This is a genomic window from Streptomyces rimosus subsp. rimosus, assembly GCF_000720725.1.
GTDB classification, from domain to species: domain Bacteria; phylum Actinomycetota; class Actinomycetes; order Streptomycetales; family Streptomycetaceae; genus Streptomyces; species Streptomyces rimosus_A.
Window position 1 is genome coordinate 1 of sequence record NZ_JOCQ01000046.1, and the last position, 22,090, is coordinate 22,090.

At 73.8% G+C, this 22,090-nt stretch carries 17 protein-coding genes; 12 read left to right on the forward strand and 5 right to left on the reverse strand.

What is annotated here, in order from left to right; translation table 11 throughout:
- Positions 1–121: 121 nt before the first annotated feature.
- Both IH45_RS1000000148880 and IH45_RS01000000144010 read left to right on the forward strand, forming a co-directional pair.
- Positions 122–727, forward strand: coding sequence for a DUF4352 domain-containing protein (locus IH45_RS1000000148880; RefSeq protein WP_158813239.1), 606 nt, complete (start codon positions 122–124; stop codon positions 725–727).
- A 258-nt stretch (positions 728–985) separates the two neighbouring features.
- Positions 986–1,411 carry a DUF6188 family protein gene (locus IH45_RS01000000144010; protein ID WP_032918162.1) on the forward strand — a complete coding sequence of 142 codons (426 nt, stop codon included), beginning with the start codon at positions 986–988 and terminating at the stop codon, positions 1,409–1,411.
- 208 nt (positions 1,412–1,619) lie between these two features.
- Here IH45_RS01000000144010 and IH45_RS0123345 read toward each other — a convergent pair whose 3' ends face one another.
- The 4 genes from IH45_RS0123345 to IH45_RS0123360 all read right to left on the reverse strand — a co-directional run bounded on the left by IH45_RS0123345 (position 1,620) and on the right by IH45_RS0123360 (position 5,441).
- The gene (locus IH45_RS0123345) at positions 1,620–2,633 is read right to left on the reverse strand and encodes a zinc-dependent alcohol dehydrogenase family protein (RefSeq protein ID WP_030671700.1); all 1,014 of its coding nucleotides are present in this window, start codon (positions 2,631–2,633) and stop codon (positions 1,620–1,622) included.
- Between the two features lie 48 nt (positions 2,634–2,681).
- Positions 2,682–3,158: an RpiB/LacA/LacB family sugar-phosphate isomerase gene (locus IH45_RS0123350; RefSeq protein WP_030671702.1), complete on the reverse strand. Its 477-nt coding sequence runs from the start codon at positions 3,156–3,158 to the stop codon at positions 2,682–2,684.
- Between the two features lie 10 nt (positions 3,159–3,168).
- The gene (locus IH45_RS0123355) at positions 3,169–4,008 is read right to left on the reverse strand and encodes a triose-phosphate isomerase family protein (protein WP_234440639.1); all 840 of its coding nucleotides are present in this window, start codon (positions 4,006–4,008) and stop codon (positions 3,169–3,171) included.
- Between the two features lie 113 nt (positions 4,009–4,121).
- Positions 4,122–5,441 carry an aldehyde dehydrogenase family protein gene (locus IH45_RS0123360; RefSeq protein WP_030671716.1) on the reverse strand — a complete coding sequence of 440 codons (1,320 nt, stop codon included), beginning with the start codon at positions 5,439–5,441 and terminating at the stop codon, positions 4,122–4,124.
- Between the two features lie 160 nt (positions 5,442–5,601).
- Between IH45_RS0123360 and IH45_RS0123365 the strand changes: the two genes are divergently transcribed.
- On the forward strand, positions 5,602–6,030 hold the full coding sequence (locus IH45_RS0123365; RefSeq protein ID WP_030671719.1) for a MarR family winged helix-turn-helix transcriptional regulator: 429 nt from the start codon (positions 5,602–5,604) through the stop codon (positions 6,028–6,030).
- Between the two features lie 219 nt (positions 6,031–6,249).
- The gene (locus IH45_RS0123370) at positions 6,250–8,379 is read left to right on the forward strand and encodes a restriction endonuclease (protein ID WP_030671721.1); all 2,130 of its coding nucleotides are present in this window, start codon (positions 6,250–6,252) and stop codon (positions 8,377–8,379) included.
- A gap of 36 nt (positions 8,380–8,415) precedes the next feature.
- Here the strand turns inward: IH45_RS0123370 and IH45_RS0123375 are convergent, their stop codons facing one another.
- On the reverse strand, positions 8,416–9,366 hold the full coding sequence (locus IH45_RS0123375) for an aminoglycoside phosphotransferase family protein (protein ID WP_030671724.1): 951 nt from the start codon (positions 9,364–9,366) through the stop codon (positions 8,416–8,418).
- Positions 9,367–9,537: 171 nt separating this feature from the next.
- Here IH45_RS0123375 and IH45_RS0123380 point away from each other — a divergent pair, with 171 nt between their 5' ends.
- The 8 genes from IH45_RS0123380 to uvrA all read left to right on the forward strand — a co-directional run bounded on the left by IH45_RS0123380 (position 9,538) and on the right by uvrA (position 22,072).
- Positions 9,538–10,698 (forward strand): CapA family protein, encoded by a 1,161-nt coding sequence (locus IH45_RS0123380; protein ID WP_030671727.1) that lies wholly within the window; start codon positions 9,538–9,540, stop codon positions 10,696–10,698.
- A 171-nt stretch (positions 10,699–10,869) separates the two neighbouring features.
- Complete coding sequence (locus tag IH45_RS0123385) at positions 10,870–11,496, forward strand: TetR/AcrR family transcriptional regulator (RefSeq protein WP_030671732.1); 627 nt, start codon at positions 10,870–10,872, stop codon at positions 11,494–11,496.
- Positions 11,497–11,710: 214 nt separating this feature from the next.
- Positions 11,711–12,838 carry a tryptophan--tRNA ligase gene (gene trpS / locus IH45_RS0123390; protein ID WP_030671735.1) on the forward strand — a complete coding sequence of 376 codons (1,128 nt, stop codon included), beginning with the start codon at positions 11,711–11,713 and terminating at the stop codon, positions 12,836–12,838.
- 130 nt (positions 12,839–12,968) lie between these two features.
- Positions 12,969–16,649 carry an nSTAND1 domain-containing NTPase gene (locus tag IH45_RS0123395; RefSeq protein ID WP_030671738.1) on the forward strand — a complete coding sequence of 1,227 codons (3,681 nt, stop codon included), beginning with the start codon at positions 12,969–12,971 and terminating at the stop codon, positions 16,647–16,649.
- A gap of 137 nt (positions 16,650–16,786) precedes the next feature.
- Positions 16,787–18,043: a cytochrome P450 gene (locus IH45_RS0123400; protein WP_030671740.1), complete on the forward strand. Its 1,257-nt coding sequence runs from the start codon at positions 16,787–16,789 to the stop codon at positions 18,041–18,043.
- Between the two features lie 44 nt (positions 18,044–18,087).
- Positions 18,088–18,282 (forward strand): ferredoxin, encoded by a 195-nt coding sequence (locus IH45_RS0123405; protein ID WP_030671744.1) that lies wholly within the window; start codon positions 18,088–18,090, stop codon positions 18,280–18,282.
- Positions 18,279–19,559: an NAD(P)/FAD-dependent oxidoreductase gene (locus IH45_RS0123410; RefSeq protein ID WP_030671746.1), complete on the forward strand. Its 1,281-nt coding sequence runs from the start codon at positions 18,279–18,281 to the stop codon at positions 19,557–19,559. Before IH45_RS0123405 ends, IH45_RS0123410 begins: the two co-directional genes overlap by 4 nt.
- 89 nt (positions 19,560–19,648) lie before the next feature.
- A complete protein-coding gene (uvrA, locus tag IH45_RS0123415) occupies positions 19,649–22,072 on the forward strand; it encodes an excinuclease ABC subunit UvrA (protein WP_107058702.1) in 2,424 nt (807 codons plus the stop codon).
- The last annotated feature ends 18 nt before the right edge of the window (positions 22,073–22,090 follow it).

Genomic DNA, 22,090 nt, shown 5'->3' on the forward strand with positions numbered 1-22,090 from the left:
GGGGGCTACTTCGGGGAGGGGGTGGGGAAGGGGTGACGGCGTAGGAGGCGGTGGCTTCGGGCGCGCTATATTCCTTGTCCCCCCCACGCGATGATCACGACCTGAACCAGTGAGGGGACCCGTGCGCAGAACAGCGCCTGCCACCGCCTTCGTCCTGACCGTGTGCCTGGCCATTGCAGGCTGCGGGAATTCCTCCGCGCCGCAGCCGTCCCCCGGCAAGGCGGACGGCAGCGCTCCGTCCGCCCGTGACGAGTCACCTGCGAAGCCCGCGAAACCCGCGGCCATCGGCGCTGAACAGCCCTGGACGGGTACGCGGTTCGCCGAGGCAGGAACGGAAGAGAAGATCTCCGCGACCGCGACCGCGTTGAGCTATACGCAGCCCGTCACCGGTATCACCCCACCAGGAGACGGTCTGGGCCTTCCGAAGGGGGCCATTTGGGCGCAGGTGGAGGCCAAGGTCTGCAACAAGGGCACGGCTCCGTTCACCACCAGTCAGTCCCCCTGGAAACTGTCCTTCGCGGACGGCAGCCAGGTGAAGGTCACCGGCCTCAACGGGGGCGACCTCCCCAAGCCCGAGTTTCCCAGCGACGACACCACGGTCATGGTCGGCCGTTGCGTCAGCGGGAAAATTCCCTTCGCCATCGCGGGCGACAAGCGTCCGGAGCTGATCATCTTCGAGCCCGAAGGGCTGAGGTCTCCGCTTCTGTGGAGGGTGCCGGGGAAATAGGGAAGCGATACGTCCGCCGCGCCTCTTCCTTGTGGCGGCCACCCTGGACCGGCTCGACACAGGAGCTGGGGTTCGGACCGGGCTGAATGGTTGCGGCTGGAGCAAGTGGCGTCGCGCTCCTGCTCGTAAATCCCCGTGCCGGAGCATCCGCTCACGCATTGCACACCCATGGTGCCTCCGCCTCGCCCGGTGCAGCCCGCGAGGCTTCTGAGATGAATTTGGCTGGCGTGCAGGTGTGTGACAGAGCATCGTGCTGGGGTGAACGAATTCGTCTGCGCCGAGCATGATGACCGCTGGATCCTGGGCCTGCGGGGGTTGACTGTCACCAAGATCTGCGTCGATCACCAGTTGTCGTTTCTGATGGGAACGGATTTCCGGGTGGTCCTGGAGGGCCCTTGCCGACTCTCCCACGGGGCCGCCGGAGGAAAGGGCCCGCATGCCGTGCTGGTTCCGGAACGGCAGGATGTAGCTGATGCGCTGGCTCTGTTCGGGGCCGAGGTCGTGTCGGCTGTGGCCTTCAAGACAGGTTCACTGCGGCTGGTCTTCGACAACGGGCTGCACCTTGATTGTCAGGCCGACTCTTCCTTTGAAGCCTGGCAATTGACAGGGCCGGAAGGCCGACGTTTCGTCTCGCTGCCGGGAGGTGAACTCGCGGTGTGGACCGGCGCAGAGGAGAGGAGGTGAGGTGGTGATCAGGGAGCGGGGCCGAATTGCCGCGTACCGAACCGATAAGGCCGACGAGCGGCGCGGATGATCACCGTCAGCTCCGGCGAGGCTGGTGACGGCTGACTCTGCCCCGGATGTGCAACCCATGGCTTTCGGTGTCGCGGCCCTTCCCACGCAGGGATTCTTGGGGAGGTGGGGTGAGGGCGAGGGAACAGGCACCCCGCTCTCACCCCGCCTCCCCACCCGGAACGATCTGCAGCTTGCGGCCCGTGCCCAGTTCGAAAGTCTGCAGTGCCTCGGCGTACTGGTCCAGGCCGAAGCGGTGGGTGATCATCTTTTCGCAGTCGATGATGCCCTTGCCCAGCATCTCGACCGCCCGGCCGTAGGTGTGCAGGATCGCCATGCTGCCGACGATGCGGATCTCGTCGTTGTAGATGCGGAACGGTGAGAACCGGGCCGTCTCCTGGTCGGGGGCGCAGCCGAACTGCTGGAACGTGCCGCCGCGGATCGGGCGGGTCAGGCCGTCCTCGATGGCCCGTACGTTGCCGGTGCAGTCGGTGACCACCTGCCAGCCCAGTGGGTGGTCGGCGGTCAGCGCGTCCGCGCTGGTGGCGACGGCGTCGGCGCCCAGTTCCCGGGCGACCGCCAGCCGGTCCTCGTTGATGTCGACCACCGAGACCGAGGCGGCGCCCGCGCGCTGCGCCACCTGGAGGTAGAGGAGGCCCATCGTGCCCGCGCCGTAGATCAGGAAGTGGTCGCCCAGTTTGGGGCCGACGAGGTCGAAGCCGCGCAGGATGGTGGACAGCGGCTCGATCAGCGGGGCGTGGCGGAGGTCGACGGTTTCCGGGAGGCGGTAGCAGTTGCCGGCCGGGACCCGGACGTACTCGGCGGCGGCGCCGTCCATCGTGATGCCGATGGTGCCCCACTTCTCGCAGAGGTTGCCGTGGCCGATGGAACAGAAGTGGCAGGTGCCGCAGTAGACGGCCGGGTCGGCGGCGACCGCGTCGCCCTCGGCGAAGCCGGTCACCGCGGAGCCCACCGCCACGACCTCGCCGGAGAACTCGTGCCCGGGGACGACCGGGTACCGCGTCGGCCCGAACTCGCCCGCCAGCATGTGCACATCGGTGCCGCACAGCCCGGCGGCGGTGACCTTGAGGACCACGTCGCCGGGGCCGGGCACCGGGTCGGGGAGCCGGCTGACGGACAGTTTGTTCGGCTCCTCGATGACAACTGCGCGCATGGTCGTTACCGCCTTTCGGAGGAGGGGAGGAGGGGAGAGGGCGGGGGCTCAGGCCGCAGGCACGCCCGGGGACGTCAGGTTGCGCGACTCGACCTGCTTGATCTTCTCCACCTTGGGTGCCGAACCGCCCCCGGCGAAGTCCGAGACCAGCCAGTGTTCCAGGCACACCAGGGCGGCCTCGACGCCCATCGTGCGGCTGCCGAAGCAGGCGATCTGCGCGTCGTTGGACTTGCGGGCGCGCTCCGCGCTGTAGCTGTCCGGGATCTGGGCGGCCCGGATGCCGGGCACCTTGTTGGCGGCGATGGCCATGCCGATGCCGGTGCCGCAGACCAGGACGGCGCGTTCGTGCTCGCCGCGCGCGACGCTGCGCGCCACCCGCTCCGCGACGTCCGGGTAGTCCTCGCCGTCCGCGGCGCTCAGGTCGGTGACCTGGTGGCCGCGTTCGGTGAGGTACGCGGCCATCGCGTCCTTCATGGCGATCGCGGCGTCGTCGGCGCCGAGGGCGATGCGGTACGTGTCCTGCACGGTGGACTCCCTAGGGGCTAAGGGGAAGCGGGGCGGGGGCGGTGGCCGCGGCGACTTCTTCGAGGACCCGGCGCAGGTTGGCGGTGTCGTGCGCCAGGCGGCCCAGGAACAGGCCGTCCACGCTGCCGGCCAGCCGGCCGAAGGTGCCGGGTCCAGCGGTACCGCCGTAGATGACCCGGCCTCGGACGTCGTGGTCGCGCAGGCAGGTGCCGATGGCCGAGGCCACCGTCCGTACGTGCTGTGCGGGCGCCGGTTCGCGGGCGCCGATGGCCCAGACCGGCTCGTAGGCGACGATCACCTCGCTGCCGGGTCCGGTGCCGCCGAGGGCTGCCCGTACCTGGGTCAGCGTCTCTTCGACGGCCCGCTCGGGGCCGGCGTCGTGGCGCTCGCCCGCGCAGATGACGGGCACCAGCCCGGCACGGGTGGCGGCGCCCGCCTTGGCGGCCACGGTCGCGTCCGTCTCGCCGAAGTGCCGGCGCCGCTCGGCGTGGCCGACCTCGACGTAGCGTGCGCCGGTCTCGGCGAGCATGCCCGCGGACACTTCGCCGGTCCATGCGCCGGTCTCGGCCCAGTGCACGTCCTGGGCGCCGTACGCGATACCCGTACCGGCCAGCAGTTCCCGGGCGTCGGTCAGGGCGGGGAAGGCCGGCAGGACGAACAGGTCGACGGGGCAAGGCAGTTCCGCCAGCGCGTCCTGGAGCGCGGCCACGTCCGCGAGCCACTTCCTGGTCGCGGCCAGGCCGAAGTAGAGCTTCAGCGATACGCCGACGACCGGGCGGCGGCCCGCTCCCGGGGGCCCGAGGGCCCCGGAGGGCCGGGCCGCCGCCGACGTCGCGTTCTCAGGGATCACGTCGTTCATGATGCTTCAAACAAAAGCACATGTGAAGTTCTCAGATCAAGACGTTATGTTCCCCAGGTTTGCGAGATTTCTGTGGTGTGTGGGAGTGGGGTGAGAAAGGGGCGTCAGGCCAGCGGCTTGGACAGGACGGCCTTGCGGTGGCTGAACGTCTCGATCGAGTACCGGCCGTGGTAGCGCCCCATCCCGCTCTCGCCGACGCCGCCGAACGGCAGGTCGGAGACGGTCAGATGGGCCACCGGCAGGCCGAAGCCGAGGCCGCCCGAGGAGGTCTCCCCGGTCAGCCGCCGCCGGGTCTGCGCGGACTCCGTGAAGGCGTACAGCGCCAGCGGCTTGTCCCGGTCGTTGATGAAATCGATGGCCTCGTCCAGGTCCGCCACCTCGACGATGGGCAGGATCGGGCCGAAGATCTCCTCGCCCATCACCGGCGCGTCCGGCGCCACCCCGCCGAGCACGGTCGGCGCGATGTACTTGCGGTCCCGGTCGTGCGTACCGCCCGCGACGGTGCGGCCCGAGCCGAGCAGTCCGGTCAGCCGGTCGAAGTGCCGCTCGTTGATGATCCGGCCGTAGTTCGGCGCGGCGGCCGGGTCGTCGCCGAAGAGCGCGGTGACGGCGCGCGCGAGGGCGGGCTCCAGGCGGGCGGCCGTCTCCGGGTCGGTCAGGACGTAGTCGGGCGCCACGCAGGTCTGGCCCGCGTTCAGGAACTTGCCGGCCACGAGGCGAGCGGCGACCGCGTCCGGGTCCGTGCCGCGGTCCACGAAGGCGGGCGACTTGCCGCCCAGCTCCAGGGTGACCGGGGTCAGGTGCTTGGCCGCCGCGTTCATCACGATCCGGCCGACGGTGCCGTTGCCGGTGTAGAAGATGTGGTCGAAACGCTGCTCCAGCAGGGCCGTCGTCTCCGGTACGGCGCCCTCCACCACGGCGACGGCGTCCGTGTCCAGGAAGCGGGGCAGCAGGCGGGCCACCGCGGCGGAGGTCGCGGGCGCCAGCTCGCTGGGCTTGGCGACCACGCAGTTGCCGGACGCCAGCGCACCGACCATCGGGGCCAGCAGCAGTTGCAGGGGGTAGTTCCAGGGGGCGATGACCAGGACGACGCCCAGCGGGTCGTACACCGTCCAGGCTTCCGCGCCGTCGAGGTGCGGCGGTACCGGTGCGGGCTCGGGCCGCAGCCACTCCTCCAGGTGGGACAGGGTGTGGTCGATCTCCCGCAGCGTGAAGTCGATCTCCGTGCGGTACGCCTCGGCCTCGCCCTTGCCCAGGTCCGCGCGCAGGGCGGCGGCGAAGTCCGGACCGTGCTCGGTGAGCATCGCGCGCAGCTGCCGCAGCTGGTCGGTGCGCCACTCCAGGGGCTTGGTGCGGCCGGTGCGGAAGGTGGCGCGCAGCCGTGCGGCCACGGCGGCCGGCTGCTCGGGGGTGCTGCTGGTCATGGTGTCTCCGATGCGTACGGGGTGGTGCGGGGCGGACGGGCCCGGGGGCGGGTGCCTCGACCGGAGCGGGCCGCCCGGCGTCGCTTGACAAGGTCAAGGAGTCGCCTTCCATGTAAATGCCAACAATTGCCTAAGTCAAGTAAGCCGCTATCCTGGCCGGGTGTCCGACACCACCCCGCCCACCCCCGACGACCTCGTGGAACCGTTCGCCCGCACGGTTCGCGGCTACTACGACGACCTCGCTGCCGCCGCTCTCCGGCACGGCCTGAGCACCGCGCAGGCCCGCGCGCTCATCGCCCTGGAGGAGCCGCTGTCGATGAGCGCGCTCGCCGGGCACCTGGTCTGCGACGCCTCGAACGCGACCCGGCTCATCGCCCGCATGGGGGAGCGCGGACTCGTACGGCGCGATGCCGCGCCGCGGGACCGGCGCAGCAAGGTGGTCACCGCCACCGAGGAGGGCCGGGCGCTCGCCCGTCGCGTACGCGCCGATATGCGCGCGGTGCACGACGCGCTCCAGGCCCTCACGCCCGAGGAACGCACCGCTCTGCTCCCGCTGCTGGAACGCCTCGGCACGCTTCTGGACCGCTGAGGCCGCGGCAAGATCCTGAAGCCGTGCTCCAGGACGGCCCCGGAGGGGTACACCCCGTCGGGATCCCGCTAAAGTCGGATGAATACCCGCTGGTGAATGGGCCGGTGCGGGTGCTTCGGGGCTGCGTGCCCCGGGGTTCGGGGGCCGCGTGCCCCACGGTCGGGGGCCGGGCGCCCCATGGTCGGGGCCGGGGTGCCCCAGGGGAGGACGTAGATCCGCATGAGTCGCCGCTCCAACGGATTAGTGGCCGTCTGGGCCGAGGCGCAGCGTCAGCAGCAGCGCCGGCAGGAGGCCCAGCGGCGGGCCGGTGAACAGGCCCGCCGCGACCAGGAGCGGCAGCAGCGCGACACCGAGCGCGCCATGGCCCGGATGCAGCGCGAACGGCAGACCGCGTACCGCCAGCAGCGCGAGGCCGACGCCCGCCGCCGCACCGAGGAACTGGAAGCCCGCATGGCCGAGCTGTCCGGCCTGCTGGCCGACGGCTGCCGGGCTCCCGCCTTCACGCCCGCCGCGCTGCGCCGCCCCGAGCGCGTCGAGCCGTTCGCGCCCGGCCGGCTGGCCGTTCCCGTACCGATGCCCGACCCCGCCGCCTACCAGCCGCAGGCCGGCGGCTGGGGCCTCGGCGGCGGCCGCCGCGCGCAGGAGGATGCCCGCGCGCGCTACGAGCACGACTGGCACGCCGCGCAGGCCGCCGAGGCGCAGCGGCTGCGCCAACTGGAGGACTACCGGCGGCAGTACGACCAGTGGGCCGCCGGGCAGCTGGCAGAGGTCAGGAGCCACAACGCCGCCGTCGAGGACCTGCTGAGGGGCCTGCGCGACGGCGACCCCGAAGCGGTGGTGGAGTACTTCTCCGCCGCGCTGTACGCCGCCACCGGCCGCCCGCAGGGCTTCCCGCGCCGCGTCCGCGCCGCCTACGACCCGGCCGCGCGCCAGCTCGTACTGGACTGGGAGCTGCCCGGCTTCGACATCGTGCCCGAGGCCAAGGCCGTGCGGTACATGTACGCGGCCGACCAGGACAAGGACGTCGCCCGGCCGGTCACCCAGCGGCGCACGGCCTACCGCGACGTGCTCGCCCAGTCCGTACTGCTCGTGCTGCACGACCTGTTCGCGGCGGACGCCTCCGGCACGCTCGACTCGGTGACGGTCAACGGCTTCGTGGACGACGTGGACCCGGCCACCGGCCGTCCCGCACAGATCTTCCTGGCCACCGTCAGCGCGCCCCGCACCGCGTTCCAGCAGCTGCACCTGGCGCAGGTCAGTGCGGTGGAATGCCTCACCGACGGGCTGCGCGGGCAGCTGTCGGCGCGCCCCGACCAGCGGGCCGCGGTCCGTCCGGCGCGGCAGCCGGGCGACGTGGGCGGCGGTGTGGTCACGCACGGCGGTGAGGACGAGCCCGACCTGTTCTCGATGGACCCGATCGCCTTCGAGGGGCTGGTCGCCGAGCTGTTCCGCGCGATGGGCATGCAGGCCCTGACGACGCAGCGGTCCGGGGACGGCGGCGTGGACGTGGACGCGCTCGACCCCGACCCGATCCGCGGCGGCAAGATCATCGTGCAGGTGAAGCGCTACCGCAACACGGTGCCGCCGACCGCCGTACGCGACCTGTTCGGCACCGTGCAGTCCGAGGGCGCCAACAAGGGCGTCCTGGTCACCACGTCCCGCTTCGGCCCCGGCGCGCACGCCTTCGCCAACGGCAAACCGCTCACCCTCGTCAGCGGCCCCGAACTGGTCGACCTGCTGGCCCGCCACGGGCTGCGCGGACGCCTGGGGGACGCCGCGGTCCCGGCCCAGCGGCCGGCGCCCGCCGAGGAGAACGACGGGGAGAGCGCCGGGCGGGCCCCCGAGCCGCCGGAGGAGGACGGCGCCGCGGGCAGCATCCTCGGCATGAACTGGTCCGGCAGCGTCGCCCTGGACGTCTGCGCGCTGGTCTGCCGGGGCAGCCGCGTCCTGAGCGACGACCACTTCGTCTTCTACAACAACCCGCGCACCCCGGACGGCACCGTCCGCATGCTCTCCGGCTTCGCCCCCGACCGGGCCGCGATGCAGGTGGCTTTCGAGGCCCTGCCCGCCACCGCCGACCGGCTCGTCCTCGTCGCGGCCATCGACCCGGAGGCGGACCCGCACGCCGACCTGTCCGGCTTCACCGACGCCCGGATCCGCCTGGTGGACGAATCCGGCGCGGAACAGGGGCAGCTGGAGGTCTCGGACGGCCGCCCCGGCGAAACCGCGCTGGTCCTCGGCTCGTTCCGCCGCCGCGCGAACGGCGACTGGGACTTCGTCATCGGCGGCAAGGGGTACGAGGGCGGGCTGGAGGCGCTGGTGCAGGAGTACGGGATCGAGGTCGCCTGAGCCGGGCACGGACGCGTACGGCGGTGGCGAGGTCCCTCACAGCCCCGCCAACGACGCCAGCACCGCCGCCACTTCCAGTTCCTCCGCCCCGCCCGGCACGTCGCCGTGGTCGGCGCACCAGAGGGCGTTCTCCACGGTGCGGGCCGCCGCCCAGGCCGGCAGGCGGGCCGGGTCCTCGCCCAGGGCGTCGGCCACCAGGGCGAAGCGCTCGCGCAGGACCGGGCGGGGGTCGGGGTGCTCGAAGGGGTCGTCGATCTGTTCCAGGAGGGGCCAGGGGTCGTAACCGGGGTCGCCGACCATCGGCTTGGGGTCGATGGCCAGCCACGGGCGGCGCCGGGCGGACAGGACGTTGCCGGGGTTGAAGTCGCCGTGCACCACGACCTCGCGGGTGGCGGTGGCGGGGAGTTCGCGCAGCAGGCGGACGCCGAGCCGGACCAGCCCGGGGTCGTAGCCGGGCCGCAGCCGCGCCATGCGTTCCTCGGCGGTGTCGGCCCATTCGCCGCACACGTCGGCGACCCGTTCCAGTGCGCCGTCGGGCGGTGCGGGCGCGGCCCACAGGCCGCGCAGCAGACCGGCGGCCAGCAACAGCCGTTCGGCCGGAGGGAGCGTACTGTCGTCCAGCTCCTCGCCCGGTGTGCAGCGCTCGATCAGCAGCGCGTACCGCTCCCGGTCGTGCCGCAGCAGCCGTACGGCGCCGTCGCCGTCCCACGCGCGCAGGGCCGCGGCCTCCCCGGCGGCCTCGCGGTGCGGCCAGGTCACCTTGAGCACCGCCTCGCCGCCGTCCGGCAGTTCCACGGGGGCCACCCACGAGCAGCTGCCGCCGTGCAGGGGCGCGCCGAGCCGCAGGCCCCACTCCTCCTGGACGGACCGGACGGTGGCGGGCAGCCCGTCCAGCCACGCACGCCCGGAAGCGGTGCGTCCCACGGTGGCGTACACGGGAAGGCCGGCGGGGAAGAGGTCTGCGCTCAGCGGGGCTCGTCGGGCCATCCGGGCAGCGTAACCGCGAGGCGGGGCCCAGTTCGAACGGATTGTCCGCGGCTGCCGGGGGCCGGGCGCGTGAGCCGGCGCGCCGCCGGCCGGGGGACGGGGCGAGGCCGGCGGTGTCTCCCGGTCGGTTAATCGGTTTATTACGTCATTTGTGCTGTTATGCGTGTGAGCATGAGCCTGCACCGACCGTACGGCGCCGCCCTCCTGCTCGTGTCCCTGGCCGTGGGCTGCGCCGCCCAGCAGAACGCCGGGCGGCCCGCCGCCCGGATGCCCGGAAGCCCTGCCCACGCGGCGCCCCAGCACTCCGGCCACCGGGCCTCCGCGGGCTTCACCCTCGCCGCTTCCGGGGACGTGATCGCCTCGTACCCCTCGGTGCTGGACACGGCCCGCCGGGACGCCGGGGGCGACGGCTACGACTACCGGCCCGTCCTGAACGGTGTGAAACCGGTGATCGAGGGCGCCGACCTGGCGATCTGCCATCTGGAGACGCCCTTCGGGCCGGACGGCGGGCCGTTCACCGGCTACCCCGCCTTCAAAGCGCCGCCCCAGGTGGCCGACGCGCTCAAGGCCACCGGCTACGATTCCTGCTCCACGGCCTCCAACCACACCCTCGACGACGGCGCCGACGGCGTCCGGCGCACCCTCGACAAACTGGACCGGGCCGGGATCAAGCACGCCGGCTCCGCCCGGGACGCCGCCGAGGCCGCCCGGCCCGCGCTGCTGAAGGCGCCCGGCGGAGCGCGCGTGGCGCAGCTCTCGTACACGTACGGCACCAACGGCGTCCCGCTCCCGCAGGGCAAGCCCTGGTCGGTCGACGTCATCGACGCCGACAAGATCATCGCGGATGCGCGGGCCGCCCGCCGGGCCGGCGCCGATGTCGTCGTGGTCAGCCCGCACTGGGGCACCGAGTACCAGACCGAGCCGGACGCGCAGCAGCTGAAGGTGGCCAAGGCGCTCACCGGGTCGCGGACCGGCGGCCGCCCGGACGTCGACCTCGTCATCGGCACCCACGCGCACACCCCGCAGCCGTACGAGAAGCTGGCCGGCACCTGGGTCGTCTACGGCATGGGCGACCAGATCGCCGGAAAGATGGAGAAGCCGCGCGGCAACTGGGGCACCATCGCCCGCTTCCGCTTCGAGCCGCCCGCGGGCGAGGGGCAGCGCTGGCGGGTCACCAAGGCCGAGTTCATTCCCCAGCTCTCCGCCCACGGGCCGCCGCTGCGCATGCTCAACCTCGCCGCCACCGACGGCCACGAGGACGTACGCGCGGGCATCCGCGAGGCGGTCCTCAGCCGGGGCGCGGCGGCGGCCGGGCTGACGGAGGGCAGCTGAGAGCCGGTGTCCGGCCCCGGCCGGGCCCGGGACCGTTCCGCGATGTGAAACCCTGAGTACGGCCCGCACCGGACGTACGCACGACGGACGCGGGCGCGCCGGGCGGCCGCTCCGCCCGGCGGACGGCGACGACGTGACGACGGTGCGGGACGCGGAAGGGGCGTAACGGCGGTGGGTGAGAGTGCGGCCGTACGGCCCCGCAATCCGCGCGGACAGGGCGAGCGCCTGCGGGAGGAGCTGCTGCGCGCCACCGAACGCCTCCTCGAACAGGTCGGCAGCGAGGACGCGCTGTCGCTGCGCGCGGTGGCCCGCGAGGCGGGCGTCGCCGCCCCGAGCATCTACCGGCACTTCGCCGACAAGACCGAGCTGGTGTGGGCCGCGCTGGAGGTCAGCTACGAGCGGCTGACGGCGGCGATGGCCGAGGCGTCCGCCGCGGCCGGCACCGACGACCCGCTGGACCTGCTCCGCGCCCAGCTGCACGCGTACTGCCGCTACGCCGTCGACCACCCCGCCAAGTACCGCCTGCTGTACGAGACCCGGCAGACGCCCGTCGAACCGGAGCGCCTGGCCGGGCACCCGGCGGGGCGGCTCGTGCGCGGCCTGCACGACGCGCTCACCGCCTGCGAGGCCGCCGGGTGGCGGGTGCGCGGCGCCCGCGAGGAGGCGCCGTACGTGCTGTGGGCGTCGGTGCACGGCCGGGTGATGCTGTGGCAGGTCATGCCCAGCCGCAAGGACGCCGGGCGGCTGTACCGCTTCGTGGACGAGATCCTGCATCTGCTGGTGGAGCGGGCGGACTGAGGCGCAGGCGGCGCCGGGGCCGCCGTACGGGCCGGTGCCCGACCGGCTACAGTTGTCCCATGCATCGTTCGTCGTGTCTGACCTGGTGGCGCTCCCCGTAGGAGCGGCCACCCCTCAGCATGACCGGGCCGTTCGAATGGACGGCCCTTTCGCGTTCCCTGGACCGGGGTGCATCCGCCGTCCTTCCGGCGGCACTCACCCACCAGGAGAAACCGTGAACCGTACGCCGTACGCCACCGCGAGCACCATCCCCACCGAAGCCATCCCCGCCGAAGCCGCCCCCGCCGACGCGCTCGGCACCTCCGCCGCGCGGACCCGCAGTGCGGAGCTGGAGAAGCTGGTCCGCGAGGACCCGGGGCGCTTCCGGGTGCTGACCGGGGACCGCCCGACCGGCCGGCTGCACCTCGGCCACTACTTCGGCACCCTCCACAACCGGGTCCGCCTCCAGGACCTCGGCGTCGAGATGACCGTGCTGATCGCCGACTACCAGGTGCTGACCGACCGGGACGTGGCCGACCAGCTGCCCCGGCACGTCGAGGACCTGACCCTGGACTACCTCGCCGCCGGCATCGACCCGGCCCGGGCCACCGTCTTCCCGCACAGCGCGGTGCCCGCGCTGAACCAGCTGCTGCTCCCGTTCCTCAGCCTGGTCTCGGTCGCCGAGCTGAACCGCAACCCCACCGTCAAGGACGAGATCGCCCACTCGCGGCAGTCCGCCGTCAGCGGCCTGATGTTCACCTACCCCGTCCACCAGGCCGCCGACATCCTCTTCTGCAAGGCCAACCTCGTCCCGGTCGGCCAGGACCAGCTGCCCCACCTGGAGGTCACCCGGACCGTCGCCCGCCGCTTCAACGACCGCTACGGCAGGGGCACCGCCGTCTTCCCCGAGCCGGAGGCCCTGCTGTCGTCCGCGCCGCTGCTGCTCGGCACCGACGGCACGAAGATGAGCAAGAGCCGCGGCAACGCCATCGCGCTGGCCGCCGGTGTCGACGAGACGGCCCGGCTGATCAAGGGCGCCAGGACCGATTCCGACCGGCACATCACCTACGACCCGGCCGGCCGCCCCGAGGTGTCCTCCCTCGTCCTGCTGGCCGCCCTCTGCGAGGACCGCGACCCGCGGCAGGTCGCCGACGAGATCGGCACGGCGGGCGCCGGCGCGCTGAAGAAGCGCGTCACCGAGGCGGTCAACGAACGCCTCGCGCCGATCCGCGCCCGCCGGGCCGCGTACGAGCGGGACCGCGGGTACGTCCGCCAGGTGCTGCGGGAGGGCGCGGCCCGCGCCAACGCGATGGCCGACGCCACCCTGGACGAGGTGCGCCGCGCCATGAACGGCTACAGCTGAGGGCCCCGCGGAGGGGCCGGCGGCCGGGCCGGTGCCGCAGGTTCGGCGGGGAAGGTTCTTGCCGGGCGCTTCGCGGGCTGCCTAACGTGACGTCCGCCGGGGGGTGCGGGCTTGCGGGCGGGAGGGCCGGATGGGGCGCAAGGAGAGGCCGCTGGATCCGGACGCGGGGCCCGTGCAGCGCTTCGCCGCCGACCTGCGGGAGCTGCGGCGCAAGGCCGGCCCGCTCACCTACCGGGACATGGCCGGGCGCGTGCCCTACTCGGTGGCGACCCTGTCCCGGGCGGCCTCCGGCGAGCAGCTGCCCTCGCTCGCGGTGACCCGGGCGTACGTGGAGGCGTGCGGCGGTGACGTGGAGGAGTGGTCGGCGCGCTGGCACCGCCTCGCCGAGGAGACCTTCGTCCGTACGGCGCAGGGCGACACCGACCGCCCCTACCAGGGACTGGCCCGCTACGAGCCCGGCGACCGGGAGAAGTTCTTCGGGCGCGACCGCCTCACCGAGGAGCTGCTCGGCCTGACGGGCGAGCACCGGCTGGTGGCCGTCCTCGGCCCGTCCGGCAGCGGCAAGTCCTCCCTGCTGCGCGCCGGGCTCATCCCGCGCCTCCAGCAGCCGCCTGCCGACGCCCCGCGCCCGGCCGCCATCCGGACGTTCACCCCCGGCGCCCGGCCGTCCGCCGCCCACCGGCAGCTGTTCACCGCGGCCGAAGGGCCGGGCGACACCTGGCTGGTCATCGACCAGTTCGAGGAGGTGTTCACGCTCTGCCGGGATCCCGCCGAGCGCGCCCGGTTCCTCGATCTGCTGCTCGACGCGCAGGACCCCGCGCGCCGGCTGCGCGTGGTGCTGGGCCTGCGGGCCGACTTCTACGGCCACTGCCTCCAGCACCGCATGCTGGCCGAGGCGCTGCGCCACACCAGCGTGCCGGTCACGCCCATGAGCCCCGCGGAGCTGCGCGAGGCCATCGTCAAACCCGCCGCGGCGCACGGCCTGATCGTCGAGCGGGCGCTGACCGACCGGCTCATCGAGGAGACCGCCGACCAGCCCGGCGGTCTGCCGCTGCTCTCGCACGCCCTGCTGGAGACCTGGCGCCACCGCCGCGGCCGGACGCTCGCCCTGGAGGTGTACGAGGCCGTCGGCGGCGTACGGGGTGCCATTGCCCGGACCGCCGAGACCCTGTACACCCAGCTCTCCCCGGAGCAGGCCCGTCTCGCCCGCTGGGCGCTGCTGCGGCTGGTCACGCCCGGCGAGGGCGCGCACGACACCCGGCGGCCCGCCGACCGCGCCGAACTGGACGCGGCGACCTCGCCGGGCATCACCGTCGTCCTCGAACGCCTGGCCAGGGCGCGGCTGATCACCCTGGACGAGGACACCGTCGACCTGGCGCACGAGGCGCTGATCACCGCCTGGCCGCGCCTGCGGTCCTGGGTGGACGCCGACCGCGACCGGCTGCGGCTGCACCGGCAGCTGACGGAGGGGGCCCGTACCTGGGAGCGGCTGGGCCGGGACGCGGGCGCGCTGTACCGGGGCACGCAGCTGACCGCGGCGCAGGAAGCCTTCGCCGACCCGGCCGACCTGACCGCCTCGGAGCGGGACTTCCTCACCGCCGGAGCCGCCGCCCGGCGCCGCGAGGCCCGGCGCCGCAAGGCCGTCGTCGGCGGGGTGGCCGTCCTGGTGACGCTGACGCTGGTGGCGGGCGTACTGGCCTGGCAGCAGAGCCGGGCGGGCCGGGCGCGCCAGGTGCAGGCCGCGGCACGCCGGATCGCGGCGGTGGCGGAGAGCCTGCGCGCCTACGAGCCGGGCAAGGCGCGCCAGCTGTCCGTCGCCGCGTGGAAGATCGCCGAAACCGCCGAGACCCGTTCGGCGCTCACCGGCGCCTGGGCCCAGCCGCTGGCCGACAGCCTCGACGTGGCCGACCGCGACGCCCTGGCGTATCTGAGCGGCGACGGGCGCACCGTGGTCACCGCGGCCCCCGGCCACATCACCACCTGGGACGTGCGCACCCGCCGGAAGACCAGTACGTCTCCGGGGCCCGGCGACCGGGTCATGGCGGCGATCGCCGTCAGCCCGGACGCCCGGCTGGTCCTCTTCCAGCTCCCGGACCGCGGTCTGGCCCTGTGGGACATCGCCGCGCGGCGCCTGGGCCGGCCCCTGGAGGCCAGGGAACAGGCGAGCGTCGAGTTCAGCCCCAGCGGCGCCCATCTGACGATGCAGACCACGCGCACCGTCCAGGTGTGGGACACCCGGGAACAGCGCCTCGTCTTCGAGCGCCCGGTGGCACCGCGGCGCGTCCGGGAACGGGAGAGCGTCGCGACCGTCAGCCCCGACGACCGGCTGCTGGCGGTGTGCTCCCCGCGCGGCGGGATCGAGCTGTGGGACATACCGAGCCGGAAGCGGGTGCCCGCGCCGTGGGCGGGGGAGGGCACGGGCGACCCGTGCAGCCCTCTGAACGCCCGTTTCAGCCCCGACAGCCGGATCTTCGCGCTGGTCACCCGCGACGGTGTCCGCCGGTGGGACCTGGCGGCGAAACGGGAACTCCCGAGAATCGCCCAGTCCCCGCTGGGTGCCATCGGGTTCAGCCGGGACGGGCGGTTCCTCGTCGGCCGGAGCCCCGGCGAGATCCTGGTGTGGCGCGCCGGCCAGCCGGATCACCCGGTGTTCCGGGGCGCCATGACCGCCGACGGGACGGCCGAGATCGTCCTCGACGGCGGCACGCTGCGCTACCTGGCCGCGAACCAGGTGCGCACCCTCGACCTCGGCGCCGCGGTCACCTCCCGGTGGGCCGCGGCGGCGGCGCAGAACGCGGCGTTCAGCCCGGACGCCCGCCTGCTGGGCCTGGTGTGGTCCGCGGGCCCCACGGCCCGTTTCGAGACCCGCGGCACCCGCGACGGCGCGGTCGTCGACCGCCCGCCCGGCATGCGGCTGCCGCCTCAGACTCCGCGCCGCGAGGGCCAGTTGCGGATCGAGCCGGACGAGCTGCTGTCGTTCAGCGCCGACGGCACGCGGCTGGCGTACGGCGTCAGCGGAGACTACGCCGAGGACGGTCACCTGGACCCCGGCCGGGGCGCGATACGGGACGTCCCCGGACACCGCGATCTCGCCGCCGTCGCCGGGGGCCAGGACAACAGCCCCACCGAGGGAGCCGTCCTCAGCCCGGACGGCTCCCGGCTGATCACGTCGTCGGTCCGCTCCGTCCAGGTGTGGGACATCGGCGGCGGGCGGCGCGAGAAGTCCGTGGCCGTCTCCGGCGGTTCTCCCATGACCGTCCGCCCCGACGGGCGGCTGCTCGTGGTCAGGGGCGAGATCGTCAGGCTGCCGGCGGGGGCCGTGGCGCCGCGCCGGCTGACCCGGCAGGACACGGCGTACGCGTTCAGCCCCACCGGGAACTCCTTGGCGGTGGGGGAGGAAACGGGCCACGTCGCCGTGTGGGACGGCGGCATCGAGCGGCGGTTCGGCCGGCTGCCCGCCTTCACCGAGAAGCAGCAGCCGCGGCACGAGGCCATTTCGGCGCTGGCCTTCTCCCCGGACGGGAAGACGCTCGCCGTGGCCGGGGCCTACGGCAGCCTCCAGCTGTGGGACGTGCCCTCCCAGCAGCCGCTCGGCTCCGCCCTGCCGACATCGGGCGACAAGATCCTGGCCCTCACCTTCGGCCGGGACGGCACGACGCTGTACGCGGCGGGCCAGCACGTCCCGCTGACGACGTACCGCATCGCGCCGGACGCCCTCGTCGCCGACGTGTGCCGCCGCGCGGGCGGCTCGCTGTCCCGCGCGGACTGGGAGACCTACATCCCCGAAGTGCCGTACCGGAAGGTGTGCTGAGCCGGACGCCGCGGCGCCCGCGCACCCACCCCACCCCCGGCCGTCGCGCCCGTGCATTACGCATGTAAGTTTACGGGCGTTAGGTGAACGTCCGACACCGGGCGCACGCCCCTGCCCGCGTGCTCCCAAGGAGCGACATGACCCCCTCTCCCGCTTCCCCCGCCCCCACGGCGCCCTCCGTGGCGGCCCCCGCAGCCGCCGCCCCGGCGCTGCCCGTGCAGCCGCCGCAGGGCTGCCCGTTCGACCCGCCCGCCGAGTTCGCGCGGCTGCGCACCGAGGCACCGCTGTCGAAGATCTCCCTGCCGGACGGCACCGAGGCGTGGCTCGCCACCCGCTACGCCGACATCCGCGCCATCCTCGGCGACACCCGGTTCAGCTCCGACACCACCCGCCCCGGCTACCCGCTCAGCGGCATGACCGGCGGCGCCACCACCGAACACCGCGGCTTCATCCGCATGGACCCGCCCGAGCACACCCGGCTGCGCCGCATGGTCACCCGGGAATTCATGGTCAAGCGCGTCGAGGCCATGCGCCCGGAGATCCAGCGCCTGACCGACGAGCTGTGCGACGCCATGGAGCAGCGCGCCGGCCAGGAAGTGGACCTCGTCGAGGCGCTGGCCCTGCCGGTGCCCTCGCTCGTCATCAGCCTGCTGCTCGGCGTCCCGTACGACGACCACGAGGTCTTCCAGCGGCTCACCGGCACCCTGCTGTCCCGTACGGTCGGCCACGAGGAGAGGGAGAGCGCGCGGGCCGAACTGCGCGCCTACCTGCACCAGTTGGTGAGCGCCAAGGAGGCGGCGCCCGGTGACGACATCCTCGGTCGCCTGATCACCGAGCAGCAGGTCCCGGGCGAGATCACCCACGACGACGTGGTGGCCTTCGCCGGCCTGCTGCTCGTCGCGGGTCACGAGACCACCGCCAACATGATCGGCCTGAGCGCGCTGACCCTGATGCGCGACCGGGAGACCGCGGACCGGCTGCGCGCCGAGCCGCAGCTGATCCGCGGCGCCGTCGAGGAGCTGCTGCGCTTCCACAGCATCATCCGCAACGGGCCGCGCCGCGTCGCCACCGAGGACATCGAGATCGCCGGACAGCTCATCCGGGCCGGGGAGGGCGTGGTGGCGGCCGTGCCGTCCGCCAACCGCGACCCCGAGGTCTTCGCGGACCCCGACGCGCTCGACGTGTGCCGCCCCAACGCCCAGCACCACGTCGCCTTCGGCTACGGCATCCACCAGTGCCTCGGCCAGGCCCTGGCCCGCGTCGAGCTCCAGGTCGTCATCGCCACCCTGCTGCGCCGCTTCCCGCAGATGCGGCCCGCGGTCCCCGTGGACGAGATCCCGTTCCGCAGCGACATGGCGATCTACGGCTGCCACACCCTGCCCGTCACCTGGTGACACCCCTTCTTCCCCGCCCCGCCTGCCGTCAGGAGTCCCCTGCCATGAACATCACCCTCGACGCCGACAAGTGCTGCGCCGCCGGACAGTGCGTCCTGGTCGCCCCCGAGGTCTTCGACCAGCGTGACGAGGACGGCATCGTCGTCCTCCTGGACGCCGCACCGCCCGCCGACCAGCACGACGCGGTCCGCGAGGCCGCCGCCATCTGCCCGGCCGCGGTCATCCAGGTCCACGAGTGAGCCCCCGCCGCATCGCCGTCGTGGGCGCCTCGGCGGCGGGTCTCGCCGCCGCCGAGGCCCTGCGCCGCTTCGGCTGGACCGGCACCCTGACCCTCGTCGGTGACGAGCCCCACCCGCCGTACGACCGTCCGCCGCTGTCCAAGCAGCTCCTCCAGGGCGCCTGGCAGCCCGACAAGCTGCACCTGCGCGCCGCCGACCAGCTCGACGCGCTCGGCCTCGACCTGCGCCTGGGCACCCGGGCCACCGGCCTGGACACCGCGACCCGCACCCTCACCCTGGACGGCGGCGAGCGGCTGGCCTGCGACGGCGTGATCGTCGCGACCGGCGTCGCGGCCCGCACCCTCCCGGAGGCGGCCGGACTCGACGGCGTGCACACGCTGCGCACCCTGGAGGACGCGCTCGCCCTCAAGGAGCGGCTGTCCGGCACCGGCGGCCACCGTCTGGTCGTCGTCGGCAACGGCGTGCTGGGCTGCGAGGCCGCCGCGGTGGCCCGCGAGCTGGGCCACGAGGTCACGCTCGTCGGGCGCGAGGCGCTGCCGATGGCCCGTACGGTCGGTACGGAGATCGGCGAGCTGCTGGCGGCCGAGCACCGGGAGCGCGGCGTCCAGCTGCGCATCGCGGCCGTCGACGGCTTCGAGGCGGACGGGGACGGTCCGGCGCGGCAGGTGACCGCCGTACGGCTGGCCGACGGCACCCGGCTGCCCGCCGACACCGTCCTCGTCGCCATCGGCTCCGAGCCCGCCGTCGGCTGGCTGCACGGCGACCCGGCCCTGGACACCACCGATGGCCTGCGCTGCGACGCGTACTGCGCCGCCGCGCCCGGCGTCTACGCCGCCGGTGACGTGGCCCGCTGGCAGCACCCGGTGCACGGCCGCGACCTGCGCGTCGAGCACCGGATGAACGCCACCGAGCAGGGCATGGCCGCCGCCCGCAACCTCCTCGCCGAACTGGAGGAGGCCCTGGAGGGGGACGAGGCACTGGCCCCCGCCGCGGGCCGCGAGCGCCGCCCCTTCACGCCCGTGCCGTACTTCTGGTCCGACCAGTACGGCCTGAAGCTCCAGGCATACGGCGTGCTCGCCGGCGCCGACCGGTCCGAGGCCACGGTCGTGGACCCGGATTCCAGGAAGGCCGTCGCCCTCTACGGGCGCGACGGCCTGGCCACCGGCGTGCTGGCGATCGGCCTGCCGCCGCGCCTGGTCAGGGGCCTGCGGGCGCTGATCGCCACGCCCGCGCCGTGGGAAGAGGCCCGCGAGGGCCTGCGCAACGCCCTCGCGTGACGGCCGCCGCGGGCCCGTCCCCGATCCCGACCCCGACCACGGGGACGGGCCCGCGCGCCGCCGTCGGACGGTGACCGATCATGGAAGGCATGACCGACTCGTACGTCCGGGTGCGCGGCGCCCGTGAGCACAACCTCCGCAACGTCGACGTGGACATCCCGCGGGACACCGTCACGGTGTTCACCGGTGTGTCCGGCAGCGGCAAGTCCTCGCTGGCCTTCGGCACCGTCTACGCCGAGGCGCAGCGCCGCTACTTCGAGTCGGTGGCCCCCTACGCGCGCCGCCTGATCCACCAAGTCGGCGCCCCGAAGGTCGAGGACATCACCGGACTGCCGCCCGCCGTCGCCCTGGAACAGCGGCGCTCGGCCCCCACCTCCCGGTCCTCCGTCGGCACCGTCACCACCCTCTCCAACACCCTGCGCATGCTCTTCTCGCGCGCCGGGACATATCCGCAGGACGCGCCGGAACGGCTGGACTCGGACGCCTTCTCCCCGAACACCGCCGCCGGCGCCTGCCCGGAGTGCCACGGCCTGGGCCGCGTCCACCGGGTCACCGAGGAGTCCCTCGTACCGGATCCGTCGCTGTCCATCCGGGACGGCGCCATCGCCGCCTGGCCCGGCGCCTGGCAGGGCAAGAACCTGCGGGACGTGCTGGCCGCGCTCGGCCACGACATCGACAAGCCGTGGCGGGACCTTCCGGCCGCCGACCGGGACTGGATCCTGTTCACCGACGAGCAGCCCGTCGTCACCGTGCATCCCGTACGGGAAGCGGGCCGCATCCACCGGCCGTACCAGGGCCAGTACCAGAGCGCCAAGCGCTACGTGCTGCACACCTTCGCCGACTCCAAGAGCGAGACGCTGCGCAAGCGCGTCCAGCGGTACCTGGTCTCCGCGCCCTGCCCTGCCTGCGGCGGGCGGCGGCTGCGGCCGGAAGCGCTGGCCGTCACCTTTGCGGGGCACGACATCGCCGAGCTGTCCGGCCTGCCGCTCAGCGGCCTCACCCGGCTGCTGCGGCCTACGGCAGAGGCCGCGGACGAAGGGGTGGCGCCCGCCCTGGCCCGGGACCTGGTCGCCCGTATCGACGTGCTCACCGAGCTGGGCCTCGGCTACCTCAGCATGGACCGCGCGGCCCCCACCCTCTCCGCCGGGGAACTCCAGCGGCTACGGCTGGCCACCCAGCTCCGCTCCGGCCTCTTCGGCGTGGTGTACGTCCTGGACGAGCCCTCGGCGGGCCTCCACCCGGCGGACACCGAGGCGCTGCTCACCGTCCTCGGCCGCCTCAAGGAAGCGGGCAACACGCTGTTCGTGGTCGAGCACGACATGGACGTCGTGCGGCAGGCGGATTGGATCGTGGACGTCGGGCCCGAGGCGGGCGAGCACGGCGGGCGGGTCCTGCACAGCGGGCCGGTCGCGGACCTCGCGCAGGTCACCGAGTCCGCCACCCGGCGCTTCCTCTTCGACGACGCGCCGCCGGCCGCGCGCCCGCCCCGCGAGCCCGCCGGGGAGCTGGCCCTGCACGGCGTCACCCTGCACAACCTGCAGTCCGTGGACGCCGCCTTCCCGCTCGGTGTCTTCACGGCCGTCACCGGCGTCTCCGGGTCCGGCAAGTCCACGCTGGTCACCCGGGTCCTCGCGGACGCCGTCACGGACCACCTCGGCGCCGGTCCGGAGGAGGACGAGGAGGACGCCACCCGGGCCCGGCTCGCCGGGGCCAAGGGCCTGGACGCGGTCGACCGCCTCGTACGCGTCGACCAGAAGCCCATCGGCCGCACCCCGCGCTCCAACCTCGCCACCTACACCGGCCTCTTCGACGCCGTACGCAAGGTCTTCGCCGCCACCGACGAAGCCCGCGCCCGCGGTTACACGGCGGGCCGCTTCTCCTTCAACGTCGCGAGCGGGCGCTGCGAGACCTGCCAGGGCGAAGGCTTCGTCGCCGTTGAGCTGCTCTTCCTGCCCGGTACGTACGCGCCCTGCACCGCCTGCCACGGCGCCCGCTACAACCCGGAGACCCTGGAGATCACCTATCGCGGCCGCACCGTCGCCGACGTGCTCGGCATGACGGTGGACACCGCCGCGGACTTCCTCTCCGACGTACCGGCCGCCGCCCGCAGCCTGCGCACACTCCAGGACGTGGGCCTGGGCTACCTGCGGCTGGGCCAGCCCGCCACCGAGCTGTCCGGAGGCGAGGCCCAGCGCATCAAGCTCGCCACCGAGCTCCAGCGCGCCCACCGCGGCCACACCCTCTACCTGCTGGATGAGCCCACCACCGGCCTGCACCCGGCCGACACCGAGGTGCTGCTGCGGCAGCTGCACGGGCTGGTGGACGCGGGTAACACCGTGGTGGTCGTCGAGCACGACATGGGGGTGGTGGCGGGCGCCGACCACGTCATCGACCTCGGTCCCGGCGGCGGCACGGCGGGCGGGCGCATCGTGGCGGCCGGCACCCCGGCGGAGGTGGCGGCGTCGCCGGACAGCCGTACGGCGGCCTACCTGGCGCGGCGCCTCCCGGGCTGACCTGCGGCGCAGGAGCGG

What these genes read in the sequence shown, in the direction of transcription:
- IH45_RS0123345 (WP_030671700.1), bottom strand. Translation starts at nt 2,633, where the DNA reads ATGCGCGCAGTTGTCATCGAGGAGCCGAACAAACTGTCCGTCAGCCGG.
- IH45_RS0123360 (WP_030671716.1), bottom strand. Translation starts at nt 5,441, where the DNA reads ATGACCAGCAGCACCCCCGAGCAGCCGGCCGCCGTGGCCGCACGGCTG.
- IH45_RS0123370 (WP_030671721.1), top strand. Translation starts at nt 6,250, where the DNA reads ATGAGTCGCCGCTCCAACGGATTAGTGGCCGTCTGGGCCGAGGCGCAG.
- IH45_RS0123375 (WP_030671724.1), bottom strand. Translation starts at nt 9,366, where the DNA reads ATGGCCCGACGAGCCCCGCTGAGCGCAGACCTCTTCCCCGCCGGCCTT.
- IH45_RS0123380 (WP_030671727.1), top strand. Translation starts at nt 9,538, where the DNA reads ATGAGCCTGCACCGACCGTACGGCGCCGCCCTCCTGCTCGTGTCCCTG.
- IH45_RS0123395 (WP_030671738.1), top strand. Translation starts at nt 12,969, where the DNA reads ATGGGGCGCAAGGAGAGGCCGCTGGATCCGGACGCGGGGCCCGTGCAG.
- IH45_RS0123400 (WP_030671740.1), top strand. Translation starts at nt 16,787, where the DNA reads ATGACCCCCTCTCCCGCTTCCCCCGCCCCCACGGCGCCCTCCGTGGCG.
- IH45_RS0123405 (WP_030671744.1), top strand. Translation starts at nt 18,088, where the DNA reads ATGAACATCACCCTCGACGCCGACAAGTGCTGCGCCGCCGGACAGTGC.
- uvrA (WP_107058702.1), top strand. Translation starts at nt 19,649, where the DNA reads ATGACCGACTCGTACGTCCGGGTGCGCGGCGCCCGTGAGCACAACCTC.